The sequence below is a fragment of the Dyella flagellata genome, from assembly GCF_030160275.1.
Lineage (GTDB): Bacteria > Pseudomonadota > Gammaproteobacteria > Xanthomonadales > Rhodanobacteraceae > Dyella_B > Dyella_B flagellata.
On sequence record NZ_BSOA01000034.1, the window covers coordinates 84,357 to 106,959 of the forward strand.

Here is a 22,603-nt window from a genome sequence, read left to right on the forward strand (position 1 = left end):
TGCGGCATGGCGACAAGCCGCATCTTTATCCATGTACCAATGCCCACGGCGTGATGTCGGCGCGTTGGCGTTTCGTCGATGTTCTTCAATGGCGCAAGGCCATCGATCCAGCCGTGCCTATCCTTGGCCGATTTGATAAGGCCTGTCGGGTCCACGGCCTGGTTCTATCCGCAACATTTTGACATCACTCTTTGATGGATCTCATTGGGCAGCTTCCTGATGATTAGGATGCTCGCCGCCAACTTTTCGGCGGCCCAGGACGGCTCTTGTTCGGCATTCATGACGATGTCTTTTTTAACCCGTGCGCATGCGGGTGCCGGCCGTGAAAGGCCGTAGAGAGCATCGTGCCCGCCAAACGGCAGGCTGGTGCGGATGGTCAAGGCTATTTCTTTTCGTTCTATGGCTATGGCCCTGTGTGGCTGCCCATGCCGATCCGCCTGCCTGGGTATACAGGGTCGACTTCAGGCCTCCGGAGAAGATATTCAGGGATGGGTTCGTTCCGTATGGCTCCAACACCGATCTACGAGAGCACGAAGAGGGCACGTCGTGCGGCGTCGGTGATCGGGTGGCCACGGCTAGCACAGCGGACTCAGCCTATGTCAGCGTCGCAAGCGAGCTTGAACGCGCCGTCATGTTTGCCAATTCCTATGGCGGTGTCAGCGACATCTGGCTGTATGAAATCCGTGCTACCGATACTTTTTACAATGCGCTCGACACCACTACGAGCGGCTTGACGCATGCTGACTCGTCCGTGCGGCAAAGAGCTTTCGATTTGCTCAATAACAGGGCTGGCGCCATGGCAATAGAAGGCGAGTACGTTGCTTTGAACGGCATCTCCGAAACCCTGATACGGCGAGCAACGAGATACGTGTGGCAAGACAATCGCTATGTAGCCACGCAAGAAGTCAGGGCCAATCCCTTATATATCGATGGCAATACGCGCGCCAATGAGCAACCGCTCAGTGCGGATACGGCTTTCCGCCGTCCGCTTCGACTGCGTGGAGGGATTGTAACCGTCGGGGCGAGCGAGTACGGGATCTGCGCGTGCATGGCCAGGCAAAGCAGCCCGACGAACGAATGGAAGCCAGGCGCGCGCGCGGGCCGTACGGATTTCAACTCGTATTGCAATCCCATGTTCTGGGACAAGGGCGGCGCTAGCGCGATCAATCTTCATTTATTTGAATGATCGCAGCTACGCCGATGCTTCGCTAAATAGCAGCAATGCATTTGGCGATTCGGGCGGGTGTTTTGGCCGAATCGGAATCCAAAAAAAGCAGCCCCGGAAACCCGGGGCTGCTGGTCGACTGACGCATCAGCCTTCGCTTCAGTGGCTATCGCGCGAATCGGAGTCGAGCGGTTGCTGGTGCTCGTGACGGGCGAGCTTGTGCGTGGCTTCGTCCATCTTGTCGCCGAGCATGCGGCGCACGCTGGTGTAGAACACCGGAATCAGCAGCAGGCCGAGGAAGGTGGCGAACAGCATGCCGCCGATCACGCCGGTACCGATTTCGTGACGGGAGTTGGCGCCTGCGCCGGAGGAAATCACCAGCGGCAGCACGCCGAGGATGAAGGCCATCGAGGTCATCAGGATCGGGCGAAGTCGCTGGCGGGCCGCGGTGACCACCGCATTGAACAGCGTCTCGCCTTCGGCCTGTTGCTCCACCGCGAATTCCACGATCAGGATCGCGTTCTTCGCGGCCAGGCCGATCACCGTCACCATGCCGATCTTGAAGTACATGTCGTTCGGGAAGCCGCGCAGCATGCACGCGAGCACCATGCCCAACAGGCCAAGCGGCACCACCAGCAGCACCGCCACCGGAATCGACCAGCTTTCATACAGGGCCGACAAGCACAGGAACACGATGAAGATCGACAGGATCATCAGCAGCGTGGCCGAGTTGCCGGCCAGCACTTCCTGATACGACTGGCCGGTCCAGTCCGCGCCGAAGCCATGCGGCAGGTCGTTGTTGACGATGCCCTGCAGGGTTCCCATGGCCTGGCCGGTGGAGTAGCCCTTGTTCGCATCGCCCACGACTTCGATCGCGGGATAGCCGTTGTAGCGCGTGAGCGAAGGCGCGGCCATGCTCCAGGTGGAATGCACCACGCTGGACAGCGGGATCATGTTGTACGGGCCGTAGGGCGAGTTGCTGCTGCCCGTCGACGACGCGGTTGACGTACCGGACGTGGTGCTCAGCGTGCTGGGTGTGTAGATATGGCTGAGCGAATCCGTATCCATGCGGTACGGCGCTTCGGCCTGCACCATCACACGTTTGACACGATCCTCGAAGATGAAGTTGTTGATGTACACCGGCGCGAGCGTAAGCTGGATGGCGGTGTAGACGTCGCTCACCGACAGGCCTAGCGCCGATGCCTGCACGCGATCGACGTTTAAGTTGTACTGCGGAGCGGGCGGCAGCACGTTCGGGCGGGTGCCGAACAGTACGGGGCTCTTGGATGCATTGCCAAGCAGCTGGCCGGCGGCCTGCGCCAATTCGAGGCGCGACTGGCCGTTGCGTGCCTGCAGATACATGTCCAGGCCGCCGAATTGACTGAGGCCGCGAATGGTCGGCAGGTTCACCACGAAGATCTGCGCATCGCGAATGCCGTGCAGTACACCGTTGGCCTGGCGGATGAAATCATCCGCCGTGATCGATCGCTCGCTCCAGTCCTTGAGCTTGATGAACACCATGCCGGCGTTCTCGGCACGACCCACGAAGCTGAAGCCCGCGATCTGGTACATGCCCACGAAGCTGTCGTTCAACTTGCTCTGGTGCAGGGTGTCGCGGATTTCCTTCATCACGCCTTGCGTGCGCTCGATGCTGGCGCCGGGTGGCAGGCTGACGATGGCCAGTGCGAAGCCTTGGTCTTCATTGGGCACGAAGCCGGTCGGTAGCTTGGTGTAAAGGAAGCCGGCGAGGGCGGCGATCAGCGCGAACACGATCATCCAGCGCGGTGCATGGCGGATCGCACTGCTGATATGACCTTGATAGGTGTGCGTGACCCGGTCGAAAGCCGTGTTGAACCAGCGATAGATGAAGTTCTTCTTGTGCTCGTGCGTGGGTTTGAGGATGGTCGCGCACAACGCCGGCGTGAACGACAGCGCGAGGAACGCGGAGAAGCCCATCGACACCGCGATGGTCAGCGCAAACTGCTTGTAGATCACGCCGGTGGCGCCAGGCTGCAGGGCAGATGGCACGAACACCGCCGCCAGCACCACCGTGATGGCCACCACCGCGCCGGTGATCTGGCTCATCGCTTTACGCGTGGCTTCCTTCGGCGGCAGGTTTTCCTCGGTCATGATGCGCTCGACGTTCTCGATCACCACGATCGCGTCGTCGACCACGATACCGATGGCCAGCACCATGCCGAACAGGGTGAGCTGGTTGATGGTGAAGCCCATCGGCGCGAGGCCGATGAAGGTACCGAGCAGGGCGACCGGAATCACCAGGGTGGGAATGACGGTGGCGCGGAAGTTCTGCAGGAAGATCAGCATCACGAAGAAGACGAGGATGATCGCCTCCACCAGCGTGTGCACCACTTCATCGATCGAAACACGCACGAACGGCGTGCTGTCGTACGGTGCGAACCAGGTGACGCCTTGCGGGAAATCCTTGGACAGCTCGTCCATCTTGGCGCGCACGGCCTCGGCTACGTTCAGCGCGTTGGCACCAGGCAGCAACTGGACGCCGAAGCCACCGACCGGCTGGCCGGTCCAGGTGGAGGTAAAGCCGTAGGTTTGTGGGCCAAACTCGATGCGTGCGACGTCCTTCATGCGCACCACGGTGCCGTCGGAGTTGGCGCGCAGGATGATGTTGCCGAATTGAGCGGGAGTGGAGAACAGACCCTCGGCAGACACCGTAGCGGTGAAGCCCTGGCCGCTGGTGGCGGGATCGGCGCCGAGCGAACCGGCCGCGAACTGCACGTTCTGGGCGGTGATCGCGTCGCGCACCTGGCTGAAGGAAAGGCCGTAACCCTGCATCTTGTCCGGGTTTAGCCATACGCGCATGCCGTACTCGGAGCCCACCTGGAAGGTGCTGCCGATACCGGGAATGCGCCCGACCTGGTTGATCACCTGCGAGCCGACGATGTCACTGAGGCGGTTGCTGTCGATCTCCGGATTGTTGGAGATCAGGCCCACGAACATCAGGAAGTCCGGGTTGGCCTTGGCCACCACCACACCCTGCTGGACCACCGCAGCCGGTAGCTGAGGCTGTGCCAGCGACACCTTGTTCTGCACCTGCACCTGCGCGATGTCCGGATCGGTGCCGGTGGCGAAGCTCAGCGTGATCGAGGCAGTGCCGTTGGAGTTCGACGCCGAGCTGAAATACAGCAGGTTGTCGACGCCGGTGAGCTGTTGCTCGATCACCTTGGTGACCGTGTCTTCCATGGTCTGGGCACTGGCGCCCGGGAAGGTGGCCGTCACCGTGACCTGCGGCGGCGCGATGTTGGGGTAGGACTCCACGCCCATGCTCAGCACCGAGATGGTGCCGACCAGGGAGATCAGAATGGCGACCACCCACGCAAAGATGGGGCGGTCGATAAAGAAACTCGGCATCAGTGCTCTCCTTACTGATGGCCGGCGGCAGGGGCTTGGCCGGCCGGCGCCTGGTCAGGCGTCCATGGCGTCGCCTTGGCTGGCGCGCCCGGCTTGACGCCCTGGACGCCGGAGACGATCACCTCGTCGCCCGCATCCAGGCCGCTGGTGACGATCCAATCGTGACCGTGCATCGTTTCGGCGGTTACACGCTTTTGCGCGACGTTGCCGTCCTTGCCGATCACCAAGGCATAGGCCCCGGCCGGATCGCGCTGGATCCCGGCGGGGGGTACCAGGTACACCTTGTTCAGCTCGCCCATGTGGGCGGTGAGGGTGACGTACATGCCCGGCAGCAGGCGGCGCTCGGCGTTTGGCACCACTGCACGCAGGTTGATAGCGCCGGTGGTTGGGTTGACCGTGGTGTCGGAGAAGTTGAGCATGCCTTCCTTGTCGTACTTGGCGCCGCTGGGCAGGGTGATCTGCACGGTGGTCTTGTCTTGAGCGGCCAGCTGCACGTTGCCCTTGGCCTGGGCATGGCGCAGCGTGTCCAGGTCGGCCGCACTCAGGGTGAAGTTCACATACAGCGGGTCGAGCTGGTCGACGGTGGTCAGCAAGGTGGCATTGGCACCGGTATCCGCGGTGCCGTTGCCGACGATCGCGCCTTCGGTCACCTGCTGCTCGCCGGCACGGCCGTCGATGGGGGCGGTGACGTTGGTATAGCTGAGGTTGACGCGGGCGGTCTGCAGGGTGGCCTGCGCCTGTCTTACCGCGGCTTGCGCGGAGCGCTCGTTGGCCTCATCGGTATCCAGCTGCTGGTGTGAGATATAGCCCTGCGGCACCAGCTGGCGGTCGCGGTTGGCAATCACGTGCGCGTTCGTGTAACTGGCCTGGGCCGAGGCCAGCGCCGCTTCGGCGTTGGCCAGGTTGGCCTTGTAGGTGACCGGGTCGATCTGGAACAGCAACTGGCCCTGCTTCACGTCCGTGCCTTCGGTGTAGACGCGCTTGAGCAGCACGCCCGATACGCGGGCACGCACGTCGGCGCTGCGGTAGGCGGACAGGCGGCCCACCAGGTCCTTGGCCAGTGGCACGGTCTGCGGCTGGACTTCGACCACCCCAACCGTCGGCGGCGGCATCTTGGGCGGGCCCTGTTCCTTGCTGCTGCAGGCGGCAAGTGCCAGCAGGCTCAGGCACAGCACCGGTGTGCGCATTGGCGTCGACTTCATGAGAATGAGAACTCCATGACTTGCGTAATCAGGGTTGGGGAGGGCAAGACGGGGCTGTACCCGGCAGTATTGCCGGTAAAATCCTACATTTAACGGATCAGGGCCGGCTTTGCCTGTGTCTTTCGTCCCCTATGCGGCAAGGACGTGAACAAGACTATACCGATCAGTTTACAATTTATCCACGGCGCGAATCCAGCTTTTGGGCAATGACTCACGGCACAGGCGGGCTTGCTCCGGCTGTGAACACACCTGCTGTGGAAGGGTCCGGCCACCGAGCCTGCTTGGTCGCTTCTGGCGCGGGGGGGCCTGCTAGTAGAGCCGATGGATCGTCCCGGCCTCACCGAATGCGGCCAGGCGTCCTTGCGTTTTGCCTGTGCTCAATGCGAGCTGGCCCGATCGGCCTTGTTTTGGAAAGTCACTACGCTTGCGCGGGAATGACGCTCTTTCGTCGCGGCATGCGTCGAACATGAGCGCGGCGCAACGTTAATCGAGCATGACACACATTGCTGCGCTGCCGATGGATTCAATGCAGGGCGAAGCGTATCCTTTTAAGCCTTTCTGCTCCCCAACCCATCATCTCCACTTCTTAAGTAGAAGCCATGAATGCGATCCGTGCGGCCAGCGATATTCCCCTTGTGTCTGTCGTGCTCGAAGAGTTGAAGAAAAACGGTTATCCGACCAAGCGCCTTGATGAGGCGCAATTTTTTATCAGCGCCTTTTTCTCGCGCATCGCCAGCACCGACGTGGATCTGCACACGCCGGCCGGATGGGCCGAAGTGGTCGCCGGCCTGTTGGAGTTCCTGCAACAGCGTACGCCCCGGCATGCCGCCGTGCGTGTAGTAAGCAGCGCGAATTCGGCGCGCAGCAAGGTGGAAATCATCACTGACGACATGCCGTTCCTGGTGGACACGGTCAGCATGATTCTTGCCGGGTACTCCACCCTGCACCTCGTGCTGCACCCGGTGGTGCGCGTGACCCGCGATGCGAACGGCCAGTTGCAGCGTATCGGCGACGAGCAAGGCACGCCTGAGTCGGTGATGCACTTCGAAGTGGACTCCATCCTCGATGAAGCCACCCAGGCACAGCTCAAGGCGCGGATCGAAGACGCTCTCGAAGACGTGCGCGCAGCGGTGCGCGACTGGGACGCGATGCGTGCGAAGGCCTCGTCCATTGCGGCCGATCTGCCGAACCGTCAGCTGCCGCTGGATGCCGCTTCGGTCAAAGAGGCCGGCGAGTTCCTGCGCTGGCTGGCCGAGGACAACTTCACCTTCCTGGGCTATCGCGAATACGAAGTGGCCAAGACCGATGGCGACGAGGTGCTGCGCCCCATCGAGGAATCGGGTTTGGGGATACTGCACAAGAGCGAGCGCTCGGTAGCGCCGCGTTCGCTGCGCTCGCTGGTGGCGCACGATCTGCCGCAGTCCGGAGCCTACGACGCCATCATCCTCACCAAGACCAATGCGCGCTCGCATGTGCATCGCGCCGGCAACATGGATTACGTGGGCGTGCTGAAGTTCGACGCCAACGGCACGCCGGTTTCCGAACAGCGCTTCCTCGGCCTGTTCACCTCCAACGCTTACATGATGCGTCCGCAGGAAGTACCGCTGGTGCGCCAGCGCGTGGAAGCGGTAATGGCGCGCTCAGGCCTCAAGCGTGATGCGTATTCCGGCAAGGCGCTGCGCCACATCCTGGAAACGCTGCCGCCGGAAGAGCTGTTCCAGAGCACCGAGGACGAGCTGTTCGCCACGTCCATGGGCATCCTGGAGCTGCAGCAGCGCGCCCGCACGCGTCTGTTCGTACGCCGCGACCGCTATGGCCGTTTCTTCACCTGCCTGGTGTTCGTGCCGCGCGAACGCTTCAACACCACCGTGCGCGAGCGCACCGAAGCCATGCTGCGCGAGGTGTTCCACGGCGAGAGCCTGGATTCCAACGTGCTGATGGGTGAATCCGCGCTGGCACGCCTGCACGTCACGGTGCGTCCGCACCCGGGCGATCACCCCAAGTTCAATCTGCAGGAACTGGAAACGCGCCTGCAGCACATCGTGCGCAACTGGTACGACGGCCTGCGCGACAGCCTGGTCGGCAAGGCCGGCGAAGCGCAGGGCGTGGCGCTGTTCAATCGTTTCGGCAAGCTGCTGCCGGCCGGCTACATCGAGGACGTGGCGCCGGAACAGGCCGCCCTGGACGTGATCGCGCTGACCACGCTCAAGAACAAGGATTCGATCCACCTGCATTTGTATGAAGACGCGCGCGATCACAGCCTGCGCTTCAAGGTGATCCACGTCGGCGCGCCGATCTCGCTCTCCGATGCGCTGCCGATGCTGGAGAACATGGGCGTGCGCATGCTCGCCGAGCACGTCTACACGCTGGAGAGCGAAGGCCGCACGCTCACCATTCATGATTTCGAGCTGAAGACGAAGACGCCGCTGTTGTTCGACCTGGCGCACCTGCGCGACCGCTTCGAGCGCGGTTTCGAAGCGCTGTGGCGAGGCGACGCTGAGAGCGATGGTTTCAACAACCTCGTGTTGCTGGCGCAGGCCGACTGGCGCCAGGTGGCGGTACTGCGCGGCTACTGCAAATATCTGCAGCAGGTGGGTATTGCGTTCTCGCAGAATTACATGGAAGAAACGCTGATCCGCTATCCGGCCATCGCCGGTTTGCTGATCGAGCTGTTCAATGCCAAGTTCGATCCGCGCCGCGAGTTGCTCGCTGCCGCCGAGCTGGAAAAGGCGCAGGCCGACCTGCGCCGCGAGATGCAGGCGCTGGTCTCGGCCGACACGCAGAAGGCCAAGCCGGAACTGATCGATGGCATTGTCGAAGCGCTGGCGCAAAAGCGCGACCAGCAAGTGCATGTGCTGTGGCAGGCTCTGAAGTCCCTGCTCGATGACGTCGCCAGCCTGGACGACGAGCGCATCGTGCTGAGCTTCATGAACACCATTCGCGCCACTTTGCGCACCAGCTTCTTCCAGCAGTGGGATGGCGCGCATCGCCACTACATCAGCTTCAAGTTCGATTCCAAGCAGGTGCCGGACGCGCCCAAGCCGGTGCCGTATCGCGAGATCTTCGTGTACGCGCCGCGCGTGGAAGGTATCCACCTGCGCTTCGGGTCGGTGGCGCGCGGCGGCTTGCGCTGGTCCGATCGCCGCGAAGACTTCCGCACCGAAGTGCTGGGCCTGGTGAAGGCGCAGATGGTGAAGAACACCGTGATCGTGCCGGTGGGTTCCAAGGGCGGTTTCTTCGTGAAGCACCCGCCGGTCGGCGGCGACCGTGATGCGCAACTGGCCGAGGGCATCGCCTGCTATCGCCTGTTCATCAACGGCCTGCTCGACATCACCGACAACCTGGTGGAAGGCAAGGTCGTGCCGCCGCACGACGTGGTCCGCCACGACGATGACGATCCGTACCTGGTGGTGGCGGCCGACAAGGGCACGGCGACGTTCTCGGACATCGCCAATGCCATCTCCATCGAGCACGGCTTCTGGCTGGGCGACGCGTTTGCTTCCGGCGGCTCCAATGGTTACGACCACAAGGGCATGGGCATCACCGCCAAGGGCGCATGGGAGTCGGTGAAGCGTCACTTCCGCGCGCTGGGGCGCGATTGCCAGAGCGAGGATTTCACCTGCGTGGGCATTGGCGACATGTCGGGCGACGTGTTCGGCAACGGCATGCTGCTGTCTCGCCACATTCGCCTGCTGGCGGCCTTCGACCATCGCCACATCTTCCTGGATCCGCATCCGGATACGGCCAAGTCGTTTGCCGAGCGCGAGCGCATGTTCAAGCTGCCGCGTTCGAGCTGGGACGACTATGACAAATCGCTGATCTCCACCGGCGGTGGCGTGTGGCCGCGCAGCGTGAAGTCGATTCCGATTTCGCCGGAAGTGCGCGCGGTGCTGGGCATCAAGGCCGGCGTCGAGCATCTTGCGCCCAACGACCTGATGAGCGCGATTCTCAAGGCACAGGTGGATCTGCTGTGGAACGGCGGCATCGGCACCTATGTAAAGGCCAGCAGCGAAACGCATGGCGACGTGGGTGATCGTGCCAACAACGCGCTGCGCATCAACGGTGCGGATCTGCGCTGCAAAATGGTGGGCGAGGGCGGCAACCTGGGCTGTACGCAAAAGGGCCGCATCGAGGCCGCCCAGCACGGTGTGTTGCTCAATACCGACTTCATTGACAACTCCGCCGGCGTGGACACCTCCGACCACGAGGTGAACATCAAGATCCTGCTGGGCGATGCGGTGCAGCGTAACGAGATCACACTCGATGACCGCAACCGCCTGCTGGCGTCGATGACCGACGAAGTGGGCCAGCTGGTGTTGTGGGACAACTATCGCCAGAACGAAGCCATCACGCTGATGGAACATCAGTCGGTGAAGCGCATTGGCTCGATGGCGCACTTCATCCGCACGCTGGAAGGCGAAGGCTTGCTCGATCGCCAGGTGGAAAACCTACCGAGCGAAGCGGAGCTGGCCGACCGCAAGGCGCGCGGCCAGGGCCTGACCCGTCCGGAACTGTCGGTGCTGCTGTCGTACGACAAGATCCGCCTGTACCAGCAACTGCTGGAGTCGGACGTGCCGGAAGATCCGTACCTGTCCAAGGAACTGGTGCGCTACTTCCCGAAACCGTTGCACGAAAAATACGCCGGACACATGCAGCGCCATCGCCTGAAGCGCGAGATCATCGCCACGGCGGTGACCAATTCCACCCTCAACCGCATGGGCGCCACCTTCATGATGCGCATGCAGGAAGATACCGGGCAGGGGCCGGCGGCGGTCGCCAAGGCGTACACCGCTGCGCGCGAAATCCTGGGGGCGCGCGAGCTGTGGGCCGAGATCGAGGCGCAGGACAGCAAGGTGGCCGAGAGCACCCAGGTCGACGCGATCATGCAGGTCTGGGGGCAGCTGCGCCATCTCACCCGTTGGCTGCTTAACCGTCCTGGCGGCACGCTGGAGATTGCCGCGAACGTGGAGCGCTACCAGGTTGCGGTGGTCGAACTCAGCGCGACCCTGCCCGAAACCTTGACCCCGGCCGGCAAGGCCGACTTCGGCACCAGCCAGGAGAAATGGGAAGGCCTGGGGCTGCCCGGCGATCTCGCGCTACGCCTGGCCAAACTGCCGGAGCTGCGCGCCATGCTCGACATGGTGGAAGTCGCGCAGCAGACCGGCCAGCCCATTGCCAAGGTCGCCAATGTGTTCTACGAATTGGGTCAGGCACTGGATCTGGAATGGCTGCGCGGGCAGATCGAGGCGCTGCCGGTGGAAGGCCACTGGCATGCGCAGGCACGCGGTTCGCTGCTGGACGAGCTTAACCATCAGCATCGCGCGCTGGCCACCCAGGTGCTTGCGTACAAGGGCGCCAACGGCGAGGTGTCGCTGGTGCAGGCGTGGCTGGAGCGTGACGATCCTGCGCTCAAGTACACCCGCAGCATGCTGGCGGAGATCCTCACCCAGAATGCTGACTATCCGATTGCCTCGGTGGCGGTGCGCCGCCTGGCGCAGTTGGCGCAGATGCCGGTGTAATTCCAGACAGGCCCGTAGGCTGGGATGGCAATCCCAGCTTTGCGACGCATGTCGCATCGCGATGCTGGGATTGCCATCCCAGCCTACGGGCTCCTGTAACTCCACTCCACGAGGCATGGTTTCGTCTTTCGCCGTGTCGTAAGCTCGACCGCTACCGCACCCACAGACGGACCTTCCGCCATGCGCCTTGCGTTTGTCGCCAGCGAAACCAGCGTTGCTCAGCAAGCGCGCCGCAAATTCGTGGAACGTTATGGCGACATTCCGGTTACCGACGCTGAAGTGATCGTCGCGCTCGGTGGTGATGGCTTCATGCTGCGCACCCTGCACGCGCATCGCGACGTCGAGGCACCGGTCTATGGCATGAAGCTGGGACGGGTCGGTTTCCTGATGAACAAGCATCAGCTGGATGAGCTGCCCGAACGCATTGCCCGTGCGCATGCCGCCGAACTGTTTCCGCTGGAGATGGAGGCGGTGGACGGCGATGGGCAAACCCGTCGCGCACTTGCCTTCAACGAAGTGTCGTTGCTGCGGCAAACCAATCAGGCGGCACACGTAGAAGTGAAGCTCAACGGCATCGTGAAGCTGCAGAACCTCGTCTGCGACGGCATCCTGGTTTCCACGCCCGCCGGTTCCACCGCCTACAATCTTTCCGCCCACGGCCCGATTCTGCCGCTGGATGCCAACGTGCTGGCGCTCACTCCGATCAGTCCGTTCCGCCCACGCCGTTGGCGCGGGGCCATCCTTCCGCACCGCACGCTGGTGAGCCTGCGCGTGCTTGATCCGGGCAAGCGCCCGGTAAGCGCCACGGCCGATTTTCTTGAGGTGCGCAATGTGCGCTCCGTGGAGGTACGCCAATCGCGTGAGCAAGGCGTAAGGCTGCTGTTCGATCCGGAACACAATCTTGAGCAGCGCATCCTGGACGAGCAATTCGCACAGGACTGAATACGTTGTCTTCGCGCATTGCAAAGGCGCTTGCTGCGTGTAACAGAAATCAAGATATCGGGCCGGACCTGCCTTGGCTTTTGGGCCTATGCTTCGTGCAGTGGGGTTTCCAGGGATGCCCCATTCCTTGTTGAAACGAAGACCGGGTCTCATATGCTTGCCAATCTGTTCAGTCCATACTCCGCCGCCATAGGCGACCCGGAACGTGAATCGTTCGAAGAACTGCTGCGGCGGCCCAATTTGCGGATCGAGCGGATCGTTTCGATGGGGCAGTCCAGTTCGCCAGGTTTCTGGTATGACCAGCCTCACGGCGAGTGGGTGGTGCTACTGCAAGGTTCGGCAGGTCTGTCGTTCGAGCATGAACAGACCGAGCGCGTGTTGCGCCCGGGAGACTTCGTCGATATCCCCCCGCATTGCCGTCACCGAGTCGAGTGGACCGATCGCGATACGCCCACGATCTGGCTTGCGGTTCACTATGGAACGCTAGATGAAAATGCAGTTACCTGACCCTGACCCCAGGAGCAAGCCTGTTCGGCCCGGTACGGCGGCAGAGGTGGGGCAATTTGCGCAAAGAGCGATCCGGCGAGCGTGTTTTGCGCTAGATTGGGATGTATGACCCGCCCCGCCAAAACCGCCCACGATCCGATCGTTGCAGGCGACAACAAGCTTGTCGTCGCCATTTCGTCGCGTGCTTTGTTCGACCTGGGCAACAGCCACGACCTGTTCGAGCGCGAAGGCTTGGACGCGTACCGCAACTTCCAGATCGAACACGAAGAGGAGATCCTGCAGCCAGGCGTCGCGTTTCCGCTGGTGCAGAAACTGCTGGGCCTCAACAAGCTGGCCGGCGATCTGCCGCCGGTGGAGGTGATCCTGCTATCGCGCAATTCGGGTGACACCGGGCTCAGGATTTTCAATTCGATCCAGCACTATGGCCTGGAAATCAGCCGTGCCGCGTTCACCAGCGGCGCGCCGACCTCCGACTACATCGCGCCGTTCAAGGCGGATCTGTTTCTGTCCGCCAATGCCGAAGATGTTGGGCGCGCGTTGAAAGCCGGCGTGGCCGCCGCGACGATCCTGCCCTCGATCGCGCCTCCACGCGCCAGCGAACAGTTACGCATCGCGTTCGATGGGGATGCCGTGATCTTCGGCGACGAGGGGGAACGCGTCTCGCGGGAAGAGGGATTGGACGCGTTCCACCGCAGCGAAACCGAGCTGGCCGAACAGCCGTTGTCGGTGGGGCCGTTTCGCGGATTTCTCACCGCGGTACACCGCTTGCAAGCGGCATTTCCGGCCGAGAATTCACCGATCCGTACCGCGCTTGTCACGGCGCGCTCGGCCCCTGCGCACAAGCGCGTCATTCTTACGCTACGCCGCTGGGGCGTGCGCATCGATGAGGCTCTGTTCCTCGGCGGTCGCGACAAAGGCCCGTTTCTGGACGCCTTTGGCGCCGACATCTTCTTTGACGACTCGCCGGCGAATGTCGAGTCGGCGCGTAAACACGTGGCTACCGGACATGTGCCGCATGGGGTAAGCAATCCGTAGGCTGGGATGCTAATCCCAGCTTCTGCAAACTACGTGGAGCGCTGGAATTGTCATCCCTAGGTTTCAAGGCACGGAATGTCCCTTGCTCGCCGTCCAGATCGCATACCAGTCTTCGGCGGCCAAGTGCACGTCCAGCGCGGCTACTGCGTCACGCAGACCATCGATGCGCTGCGTCCCGGTAATCGGATACGGCCGCGAAGGATGCCGTAGTACCCAGGCAAAGGCGAGCGTCGTCAACGAAATGCCATGGCGCTCAGCGATCGCGGACATCTCCGTTCGCACGCGCAGTTCCTGCTCGCCTGCACCGGTAAACAGGCGCCCGCCAGCCAATGGCGACCAGATCATCGGCCGCAAGCCAAGCTGCTGCGCCTGATCGAGCGTGCCATCGTCGAGCGCTTCCAACTGCAGCGGTGAGAGTTCAACCTGGTTGGTGGCCAGCGGGTACTGCTGGTGTAGCAAGTCGAATTGGCTGGTGCTGTGATTGGAGACGCCCCAGTGCGCCACTTTTCCTTCACGCGTGAGTGCGGCGAAGGTTTCCGCCAGCGCAGCGGCATCCATCAGGTAATCCGGGCGGTGGATCAACACCAGGTCCAGCCGTTCGGTGTTGAGGTTGCGCAGCGATTGCTCGACTTGCGCCCGGACATAGGCCGCGCCGGTGTCGTAGTAGGTGATGCGGTAAGGTTTTTGCGCTGAACGGAACCGAATGCCGCATTTCGTCACCAACTGCATGCGGCTACGCAGGCTGGGCGAGGCTCGCAAGGCTTCGCCGAACAGCGTCTCGGCGCGATAGTCGCCGTAGATGTCCGCATGGTCGAACGAGGTGATGCCCAGTTCCAGCGCCTGTTCGATCCAGCGCACGCGCTGCGGAACGCTCAGGTTCCATTCGGTACTGCGCCAGAGGCCGGCGACGATGGGGGAAAGTTCAAGACGGTCAGCAGCGGTATCGATAGGCATAGGGGCAGCGGGATCAGCGGTGGGCGGTCGATTTTTGCGAAGCATCGAGCTTATCGGCCGACCAGCCGCCGCCCATGTCGCCGATCAACGATACCGTATCAAGCAGGCGTTGTTGCAAGATGCTCAGGGCATTCTGTTGTGCGCTGAGCTGTGATGCCTGGGCGGTGGCGGCAGTGGTGTAATCGACCGTGCCGGCCTGGTATTCATCGAGTGCGATCTGTGCACCCTGCGTGGCGTCGCGCACTAGCGCATCCTGCACCTGGGCTTGCTGGGCGAGGATACGCAGGTCGGACAGATCGTTCTCAACGTCCTCAAGCGCGTTCAGCACGGTGCCGCGATAGTTGGCGAGCGCAGCTTCATAGCTGGCCTTGGCTGCTGCGACTTGGCCGTGGCGTGCGCCGAAGTCGAGCACGGTTTCGCTCACATCGGCACCCAGCGACCACACGTGATTGGCGACATGCAGCAAGCCGGCCAACGGTGCCTGCGAAAAGCCATCGGCAGCGGACAAGCTGAGATTGGGATAGTACGCCGCTACCGCTACGCCGATCGCCGCGTTCTGCGCGGCCATCTGACGTTCCGCCACGGCGATATCAGGGCGGCGTTGCAGCAGCTCCGAAGGCACCACCATGGGAACGGTCGGCAGTGCAGGCGGATTCATGCTGTGCGGGATATCGAGTTCTTCCGGATTCTTGCCGACCAGTACGGCAATGGCATGGGCGTATTGCGCGCGCGCCACGCCTAGTGCGATCAAGCTGGACTTGGCGCCCTCCAGTTGCGTGCGCGCGGTAATCACGTCGGAAGGCCGCGCGGTGCCGGCGGCACCCTGGTTTTCCACCACGCGCAGGGATTCGGTATAGGCATCCACCGTTTTCTGCAGCAGGTCGATGTCGGCGTCGGAGATGCGCAGCTCGATCACTGCGTTGGCCAAGAGGATCTGCTCGGACAAGGTGGTATCGGCGAGCGTGGCCTGGCCGGCCTCGGCGGTAGCCTTGTTCTCCTCGACTTGGCGCCGCACCTTGCCCCACAGATCGGGCACCCAGCTGGCGCTGCCTTCCAGCGAGCCCGAAGTGCTTACTGCGCGCCGCGAGGAAAACGTGCCGGATGCACTACCGCCCGCGCTGCGTTGCTTGTTAGCCGAACCGCCGATACCGAGGGTGGGAAACAGCGAGGACCGCGCAATCTGCACGTTCGCAAGTGCTTCCTGGTAGTTGGCGTACGCCTTCTGCACGGTCTGGTTGGACACCGATACCATCGGCTCCCATTGATTGAGTTCAGGATCGTTGAAAACGCTCCACCAATCCCCCTTGGGGGCCGCATCTGCCTCGGGCGAGGCGGCCATCCACCCGGGCAGTTCCTTGTACTGGGTGGGCACGGGCACCTGTGGACGATGATAGTCCGGGCCCACCATGCAGCCGCCGAGCAGCAGCGCGATCGAGGCGGCTAGAGCCGTATGCAAAGTCTTCATAGTCATGCACTCGCGTCCGATCGGTTCCACGGCAGCGTGGCTGACCAGCGGGCCAGCCTTGCGCGCAGACGATCAAGGTAGAGATAGATCACCGGTGTCGTGTACAGGGTGAACACCTGGCTCAAGATCAGGCCGCCCATCACGGTAATGCCCAGCGGCTGGCGCAACGATGCTCCCTGGCCGATGCCCACGGCCAATGGCACCGCGCCTAGTACGGCGGCTGCGGTAGTCATCATGATCGGGCGCAGGCGCATCACCGCGGCGTCGTGAATGGCTTGCATGGGCTCGTAGCCTTCATCGCGCTGTAGATGGATCGCCACGTCGATCATCATGATCGCGTTCTTCTTGACGATGCCGATCAGCAGGATGATGCCGATCATCGCAATCACCGAGAACGGCGTACCGAAGATCAGCAAGGCCAGCGTGGCGCCGATACCCGCCGAGGGCAGGGTGGAAAGAATGGTGATGGGGTGCACGGTGTTCTCGTAAAGCATGCCGAGCACGATGTAGACCGCGCCTAGCGCGGCAAGAATCAACAACGGCATGGTCGACATTGATTGCGAGTACACCTGCGCTGCGCCGGCGGTGGCACCATGGATGGATGCCGGCATGCCTAAGTCGCGCATGGCTTGCTGGACCGCCGACAAGGCCGTACCCAGGGAGCCTCCCGGCGGCAGGTTGAACGAAATGGTGCCGGCCACCAGGCCGCCCTGGTGGGCGACTTCCGTGGGGGTGTGGTTGCTGGTGTAGCTCAGCATGGCTGGAAACGGCACCAGGGTTTCCGCGGCGGTACTGTCGGCGCTGCCGCTGGAGCTGCCGCCCTTGGAGTTGGAAATGGCGTTGGTCAGCTGGTTGGCCCGCGCGTCCGCATTGAGCGAGTTGGTCGACGAATTGGCTTTCGAAGCCGTGTTGATGGCCAGGAAGCCAGGCACGCCCTTGACCGTGCTCGACGACATCTGCGTCTGCTGGGTACCGTTCGCATTGCCGGCCGCCTTGCTGAAATACATGCGGTCGAGCATCTGCGGGAACTGCCAGTACTTCGGCGCGACTTCCATCACCACATAGTACTGGTTGAGTTCGTTATAGACGGTGGAGACGGTGCGCTGGCCGAACGCGTCATACAGCACGCTGTCGATCTGGTTGGGCGCGAAGCCGTAGCGCGACATGCTGGAACGGTCGAAGTTGACGTAGATCTGCAGGCCGTGTTGCTGCAGGTCGGAGTTCACATCCAGCAGTTCGCTGCGGTGATTGCCAAGTTCGGTCACCAGCTTGGGGATCCATTTGTACAGTGCTTCGGGGTCGTCGCTGGTCAAGGTGTATTGGTATTCGGAGGCCGATTGCCGGCCGCCGATATGCAGGTCCTGCGAGGCCTGCAGGAACAGCTTGCCGCCGGAAATGGCGTTGAGTTTCGGGCGCAACCGTTCCACCACCTGCGCTGCCGACAGCTTGCGTTCGGCCAGCGGTTTCAACTCCACGTACAAGCTGGCGGTGTTCAGCGCGCGGCCACCGGCAAAGCCTGCTACCGAGGCGACGGCGGGATCCTTCTGCACGATCGACTGCATTTGCGCCAGTTTCTTTTCCATCGCCTGGAAGGAGATGCTCTGGTCGGCAATGAGCTGGCCCATCAGGATGCCGTTGTCCTGTTCCGGAAAGAACGTGGACGGCAGCAACTTGAACAGGAAGACGTTGAGCACCAGCAGGCCGATCAGCGTCAGGCCGACCAGCGATGCACGATCGAGCACGGCGCTGAGCGAACGCGAGTAGACCTGCTTGAAGCGCTCGAATTGCCGTTCATACCACACGGCCCAGCGCGCCTTCGAATGCATCGCGGCGCCGGGCTTGAGCAGGTAGGCGGCCATGGTGGGGGTAACCGTCAGCGATATCACCATCGACAACAGGATGGCCGTCGACAGGGTCACCGCAAATTCGTGGAACAACAGGCCGATGATGCCGGGCATCAGCAAGATCGGCGTGAACACCGCGATCAGCGACAAGCTCATCGAGACCACCGTGAAGCCGACCTCGGCGCTACCCTTCAATGCCGCTTCGCGCACATCCATGCCCGCTTCCACGTGGCGCACGATGTTTTCCAGCACCACCACGGCATCATCCACCACGAAGCCGGTGCCGATGGTGAGCGCCATCAGGGAGAGGTTGTCGATGCTATAGCCCATCAGGTACATCGGCCCGAACGTGCCGATGATCGACAGCGGCAGCGCCACCGACGGAATCAGGATCGCCCGCGGCGACTGCAGGAACACGAACACCACGCCGATCACCAGCAATACGGCGACGAACAGCGAGCGCTCGGTATCTCCGACCGCAGCGTTGACCGATACCGAGCGATCGATCGCCACGCCGACCCTGATGCTGCTCGGCAGGGCCGCTTCGATCGCCGGCAGCACCTTGTGGATCTGCGCCACGGTGTTGACGATATTGCTGCCCGGCAGCGGGAACACGATCACCAGCACCGCGGGCTTGCCGTTGTACAAGCCCATATTGCGGATGTTTTCCGCCGAATCCTGCACGTCGGCAACATCGCGCAACTGCACCGGCGAGCCGTTGCGGTAGGCGATGACCAGGTCGCGGTAAGGCGCGGCCTTGCTGATCTGGTCGTTGGAGGTGACTTCGTAGCGCAGGCCGTTCTGGTCGATGTGCCCTTTGGCGCTGTTCGCATTGGCTGCGCTGATCGCGGCGCGCACGTCCTCCAGCCCGATGCCATAGCTACTGAGCTTGTCCGGTTCCAGCTCCACACGCACCGAGGGCAGGGCGCTGCCGCCCAGGGTGATCTGGCCCACGCCGTCGATCTGCGAAAGCTGCTGCTGGATCACCGAATTGGCCGAATCGTAGAGCTGCGCGCGTGTCAGCGTATCGGAGGTGAGCGCCAGCACCATGATCGGCGAGTCGGCCGGGTTGTATTCGCGATAGGTGGGGTTGCTGCGTAGCGTGGAGGGCAGGTCCGCGCGCGCAGCCTGGATGGCTGCCTGCACGTCGCGGGCGGCGCCGTTGATGTCGCGATTGAGGCCGAATTGCACCACGATGCGGGACGAGCCGACGTCGCTGGTGGAGGTCATCTGGGTCACGTCGGCGATCGCACCCAGGCGCTTTTCCAGGGGCTCGGCCACGGTGGCGGCCATGATCGCGGGACTCGCGCCAGCCATGCTGGCCTGCACGACCACCACCGGGTAGGTGACGTTCGGCAGCGGGGCCACCGGCAGGCGGAAATACGCCAGCGCACCGGACATTAGGATGGCGATCGCCAACAGGGTGGTGGCGACGGGGCGACGGATGAAGAGGGCGGAGATGTTCATGGCGCTAGGGCGTTCTATCTCCAGCCGCCAGCGACGGCTTGCGATTGAAACGCTGTGCCAACCGATCGAAGAACAGATAGATCACTGGCGTGGTGAATAGCGTCAGCAATTGGCTGAGCATCAGGCCGCCGATGATGGCCAGGCCCAGCGGCTGGCGCAGTTCCGAGCCGGTGCCGGTGCCGAGCAGCATCGGCAGCGCGCCGAGCATCGCCGCCAGCGTAGTCATCAGGATCGGGCGAAAACGCAGCAGTGAAGCTTCGAAGATCGCTTCTGCCGGCGGCTTGCCGTGATCGCGTTCGGCCTCGAGCGCAAAGTCCACGATCATGATCGCGTTCTTCTTCACGATGCCGATCAAAAGCACGATGCCGATGATGCCGATGATGTCCAGGTCGGCGCCGGCGACCATCAGGGCCAGCAGGGCGCCGATGCCTGCCGAAGGCAAGGTCGAGAGGATCGTTACGGGATGAATGAAGCTTTCATACAGCACGCCCAGCACGATATACACTGCCACCAGTGCGGCGATCAGCAGATAGACCTCGCTGGACAGCGAATCCTGGAACGCCTGCGCCGCGCCCTGGAACGAAGAAGTGATCGACGACGGCAGCTTCACCGCTTGTTCGGCCTGGCCGATCTCCTTCACCGCCTTGCTCAAGGATGCCCCGTTGGCCAGGTTGAACGAAATGGTCACTGCCGGGAACTGCGCCAGGTGGCTGATCACCAGCGGCGACTTGGCCACCTCGATCTTGGCAATGGCTTTCAGCGGCACCTGGCCGCTGCTGGTGGTCTGACTGGGCAGGTACAGGTCACCCAGGGATGCCAGTGTCGGCAATTTTTCCGGCTTGGCGACCAGGATCACGCGGTACTGGTTCGACTGGTTGAAAATGGTCGACACGATGCGCTGGCCCAGCGCGTCATAGAGCGCATTGTCGATGGTGGCAGCGGTAATGCCGAAACGCGCCGCGAGCTGGCGGTTCACGTTGACGTTGACGCTGAGTCCTTCATTGTTCAAATCGCTGGTGACGTCGGTGATCGAGCCGATCCGCTTCATGCGCGCAAGAAGTGCCGGCACGTATTGCTGGAACGCCTGCTGGCTGGGTCCGCGCAGCACGAACTGGTACTGGTTCGGCGACACCGTGGTATCCAGCGTCAGATCCTGCTCCGGTTGCAGATACAGCTTGATGCCGGGCACGTGCGCCACTTCGTCCTGGATGCGTCGCGCGATTTCGGCGGCGCTGTCGGAGCGGTCGTCACGTGGCTTGAGGTTGATCAGGAAACGGCCGTTGTTGAGCGTGGTGTTGGCGCCGTCGATACCCACATACGAAGTGAGGTTGGTAACGTCCTTGTCCTTCAGGATTGCTTCGGCCAACTGCGCCTGTCGATCCACCATGGTGCTGTAGGACACCGAGTTGTCGGCAATGCTGATGCCTTGCAGCACGCCCACGTCCTGCACAGGGAACAGCCCCTTGGAGATCACCACATACAGCACGACGGTGAATGCCAGCGTCACCAGGAAGGTGGCCAGCGTCGCGGTCTGGTGGTTCATCACCAAGCGCAGGCCACGCTCGTAAGCATGCAGCAGCTTGTTGAAAAGCCCTTCGCTGATCTGCTCGAATCGGCTCGGGTGGCGTTCGGCCTGCGCACGCAGGATGCGCGCGCACAGCATGGGTACGAGCGTGAGCGACACCACGCCTGAGATCACGATCGTCACCGCGAGAGTGACCGCGAATTCGCTGAACAGGCGGCCAATCACGCCGCCCATGAACAGCAGCGGGATCAGTACGGCGATCAGCGACACGGTGAGCGACACAATGGTGAAGCCGATCTGCCCGGCACCGGTCAAGGCGGCATTCAGGGGCGTTTCGCCTTCCTCCAGGTAGCGCACGATGTTCTCGATCATCACGATCGAGTCGTCCACCACGAAACCGGTGGCGATGATCAGCGCCATCAGCGAAAGATTGTCGATGGAATAGTTGAGCTCGTACATCATCGCCAAGGTGGCGATCAGCGACACCGGTACGGAAATGCTGGGAATGATGGTGGCCGGCAGATTGCGCAGGAACACGAAGATCACCAGCACCACCAGGATCACCGCCAGCACCAGCTCGAAGGCCGCATCGGCCACCGAGGCGCGGATCTCGCCGGTGCTGTCGTTGACGATCGACACATGCATGCCCGCCGGCAGCGTGGATTCGAGTTCGGGCAGGATGCGCTTGATCTGGTCGACCGTGGCTATCACGTTCGCGCCGGGCTGGCGTTGCACGTTCAGCACGATGGCCGGTGTAGTGTTGTACCAGGCCCCTTGCTCGGTGTTCTGTGCTGACTGGGTGACGCGCGCGACGTCGCGCAGATAGACCGGCGCGCCGTTCTGGTAGGAGACGACCGTGTCAAGGTAATCCTTCGGATCCTGGATCTGGTCATTGCCGTTGATGGTGTAGTCCAGGTCCGGACCGTCGAAGTTGCCCTTGGGCTGGCTCACGTTGACGTTGGCCAGCAACGAACGCAGGTCGTCGATATTGAGGCCATAGGAAGCAAGTTTCTGCGGATCGGCTTCCACGCGCACGGCCGGCACGTTGCCACCGGAAGGCGTTACCAGGCCCACGCCGGACACTTCGGAGATCTTGGTGCCCAGGCGGTTGTTCGCGACGTCCTGCAATTGCGTCAGCGACATCGATTTGGACGTCACCGCCAGCGTGAGAATCGGCTGGTCGGCAGGATTCACCTTGGCATACGTCGGCGGTGCCGGCAGTCCGCTAGGCAGCAGGCTGTTGGCCGCGTTGAGTGCCTCCTGCACGTTCTGCTCGGCCACATCGAGATTGAGCGCGAGATTGAACTGCAAGGTGATCACCGACGCTCCGGCGGAGCTGCTGGACGTCATCTGCTGCAGGCCTGGAATCTGGCCCAGCTGCACTTCCAGCGGCGCGGTCACCGTAGTGGCCATCACGGACGGACTCGCGCCCGGATAGAAGGTCTGGATCTGGATGGTCGGATAGTCGACGCTGGGCAGCGACGACACCGGCAAGAAGCGCATGGCCACCAGGCCCACCAGCACCAGGGCGATCATCAGCAGCGATGTCGCCACGGGCCTGAGCACGAACAGGCGGGAGATATTCATCCGA

General features: G+C 62.5%; 12 protein-coding genes. 5 read left to right on the forward strand and 7 right to left on the reverse strand.

The features are described 5' to 3' along the window. Positions 1-164: 164 nt before the first annotated feature. Positions 165-380: a hypothetical protein gene (locus QQJ96_RS14765; protein ID WP_284332908.1), complete on the reverse strand. Its 216-nt coding sequence runs from the start codon at positions 378-380 to the stop codon at positions 165-167. Between QQJ96_RS14765 and QQJ96_RS14770 the strand changes: the two genes are divergently transcribed. Further along, positions 308-1,186 carry a hypothetical protein gene (locus QQJ96_RS14770; RefSeq protein ID WP_284332782.1) on the forward strand — a complete coding sequence of 293 codons (879 nt, stop codon included), beginning with the start codon at positions 308-310 and terminating at the stop codon, positions 1,184-1,186. The genes QQJ96_RS14765 and QQJ96_RS14770 overlap by 73 nt on opposite strands. A 138-nt stretch (positions 1,187-1,324) precedes the next feature. Here QQJ96_RS14770 and QQJ96_RS14775 read toward each other — a convergent pair whose 3' ends face one another. Both QQJ96_RS14775 and QQJ96_RS14780 read right to left on the reverse strand, forming a co-directional pair. Next, positions 1,325-4,552, reverse strand: a complete 3,228-nt coding sequence (locus tag QQJ96_RS14775; protein WP_284332783.1) for a multidrug efflux RND transporter permease subunit — start codon at positions 4,550-4,552, stop codon at positions 1,325-1,327. Positions 4,553-4,563: 11 nt separating this feature from the next. Beyond that, positions 4,564-5,754: an efflux RND transporter periplasmic adaptor subunit gene (locus QQJ96_RS14780; RefSeq protein ID WP_284332784.1), complete on the reverse strand. Its 1,191-nt coding sequence runs from the start codon at positions 5,752-5,754 to the stop codon at positions 4,564-4,566. A gap of 599 nt (positions 5,755-6,353) precedes the next feature. On the opposite strand from QQJ96_RS14780, the gene QQJ96_RS14785 reads away from it, so the two are divergent. The 4 genes from QQJ96_RS14785 (at position 6,354) to QQJ96_RS14800 (ending at position 13,757) form a co-directional block, all read left to right on the forward strand. After that, entirely contained in the window at positions 6,354-11,273 is a 4,920-nt protein-coding gene (locus QQJ96_RS14785) for an NAD-glutamate dehydrogenase (RefSeq protein ID WP_284332785.1), read from the forward strand. 180 nt (positions 11,274-11,453) lie between these two features. After that, positions 11,454-12,215 carry an NAD kinase gene (locus QQJ96_RS14790; protein WP_284332786.1) on the forward strand — a complete coding sequence of 254 codons (762 nt, stop codon included), beginning with the start codon at positions 11,454-11,456 and terminating at the stop codon, positions 12,213-12,215. 153 nt (positions 12,216-12,368) lie between these two features. Then, the gene (locus QQJ96_RS14795) at positions 12,369-12,722 is read left to right on the forward strand and encodes a cupin domain-containing protein (RefSeq protein ID WP_284332787.1); all 354 of its coding nucleotides are present in this window, start codon (positions 12,369-12,371) and stop codon (positions 12,720-12,722) included. A 105-nt stretch (positions 12,723-12,827) separates the two neighbouring features. Continuing rightward, on the forward strand, positions 12,828-13,757 hold the full coding sequence (locus QQJ96_RS14800) for a 5'-nucleotidase (protein ID WP_284332788.1): 930 nt from the start codon (positions 12,828-12,830) through the stop codon (positions 13,755-13,757). Between the two features lie 63 nt (positions 13,758-13,820). Here QQJ96_RS14800 and QQJ96_RS14805 read toward each other — a convergent pair whose 3' ends face one another. From QQJ96_RS14805 to QQJ96_RS14820, 4 genes are read right to left on the reverse strand one after another with little or no spacing between them, the layout of a single operon-like run. Next, positions 13,821-14,711: an aldo/keto reductase gene (locus QQJ96_RS14805; protein ID WP_284332789.1), complete on the reverse strand. Its 891-nt coding sequence runs from the start codon at positions 14,709-14,711 to the stop codon at positions 13,821-13,823. Between the two features lie 13 nt (positions 14,712-14,724). Further along, a complete protein-coding gene (locus QQJ96_RS14810; protein WP_284332790.1) occupies positions 14,725-16,182 on the reverse strand; it encodes an efflux transporter outer membrane subunit in 1,458 nt (485 codons plus the stop codon). Then, positions 16,179-19,487: an efflux RND transporter permease subunit gene (locus tag QQJ96_RS14815; protein WP_284332791.1), complete on the reverse strand. Its 3,309-nt coding sequence runs from the start codon at positions 19,485-19,487 to the stop codon at positions 16,179-16,181. The genes QQJ96_RS14810 and QQJ96_RS14815 overlap by 4 nt, the downstream gene beginning before the upstream one ends. A 4-nt stretch (positions 19,488-19,491) precedes the next feature. Further along, positions 19,492-22,599: an efflux RND transporter permease subunit gene (locus QQJ96_RS14820; RefSeq protein ID WP_284332792.1), complete on the reverse strand. Its 3,108-nt coding sequence runs from the start codon at positions 22,597-22,599 to the stop codon at positions 19,492-19,494. Positions 22,600-22,603: the final 4 nt, after the last annotated feature.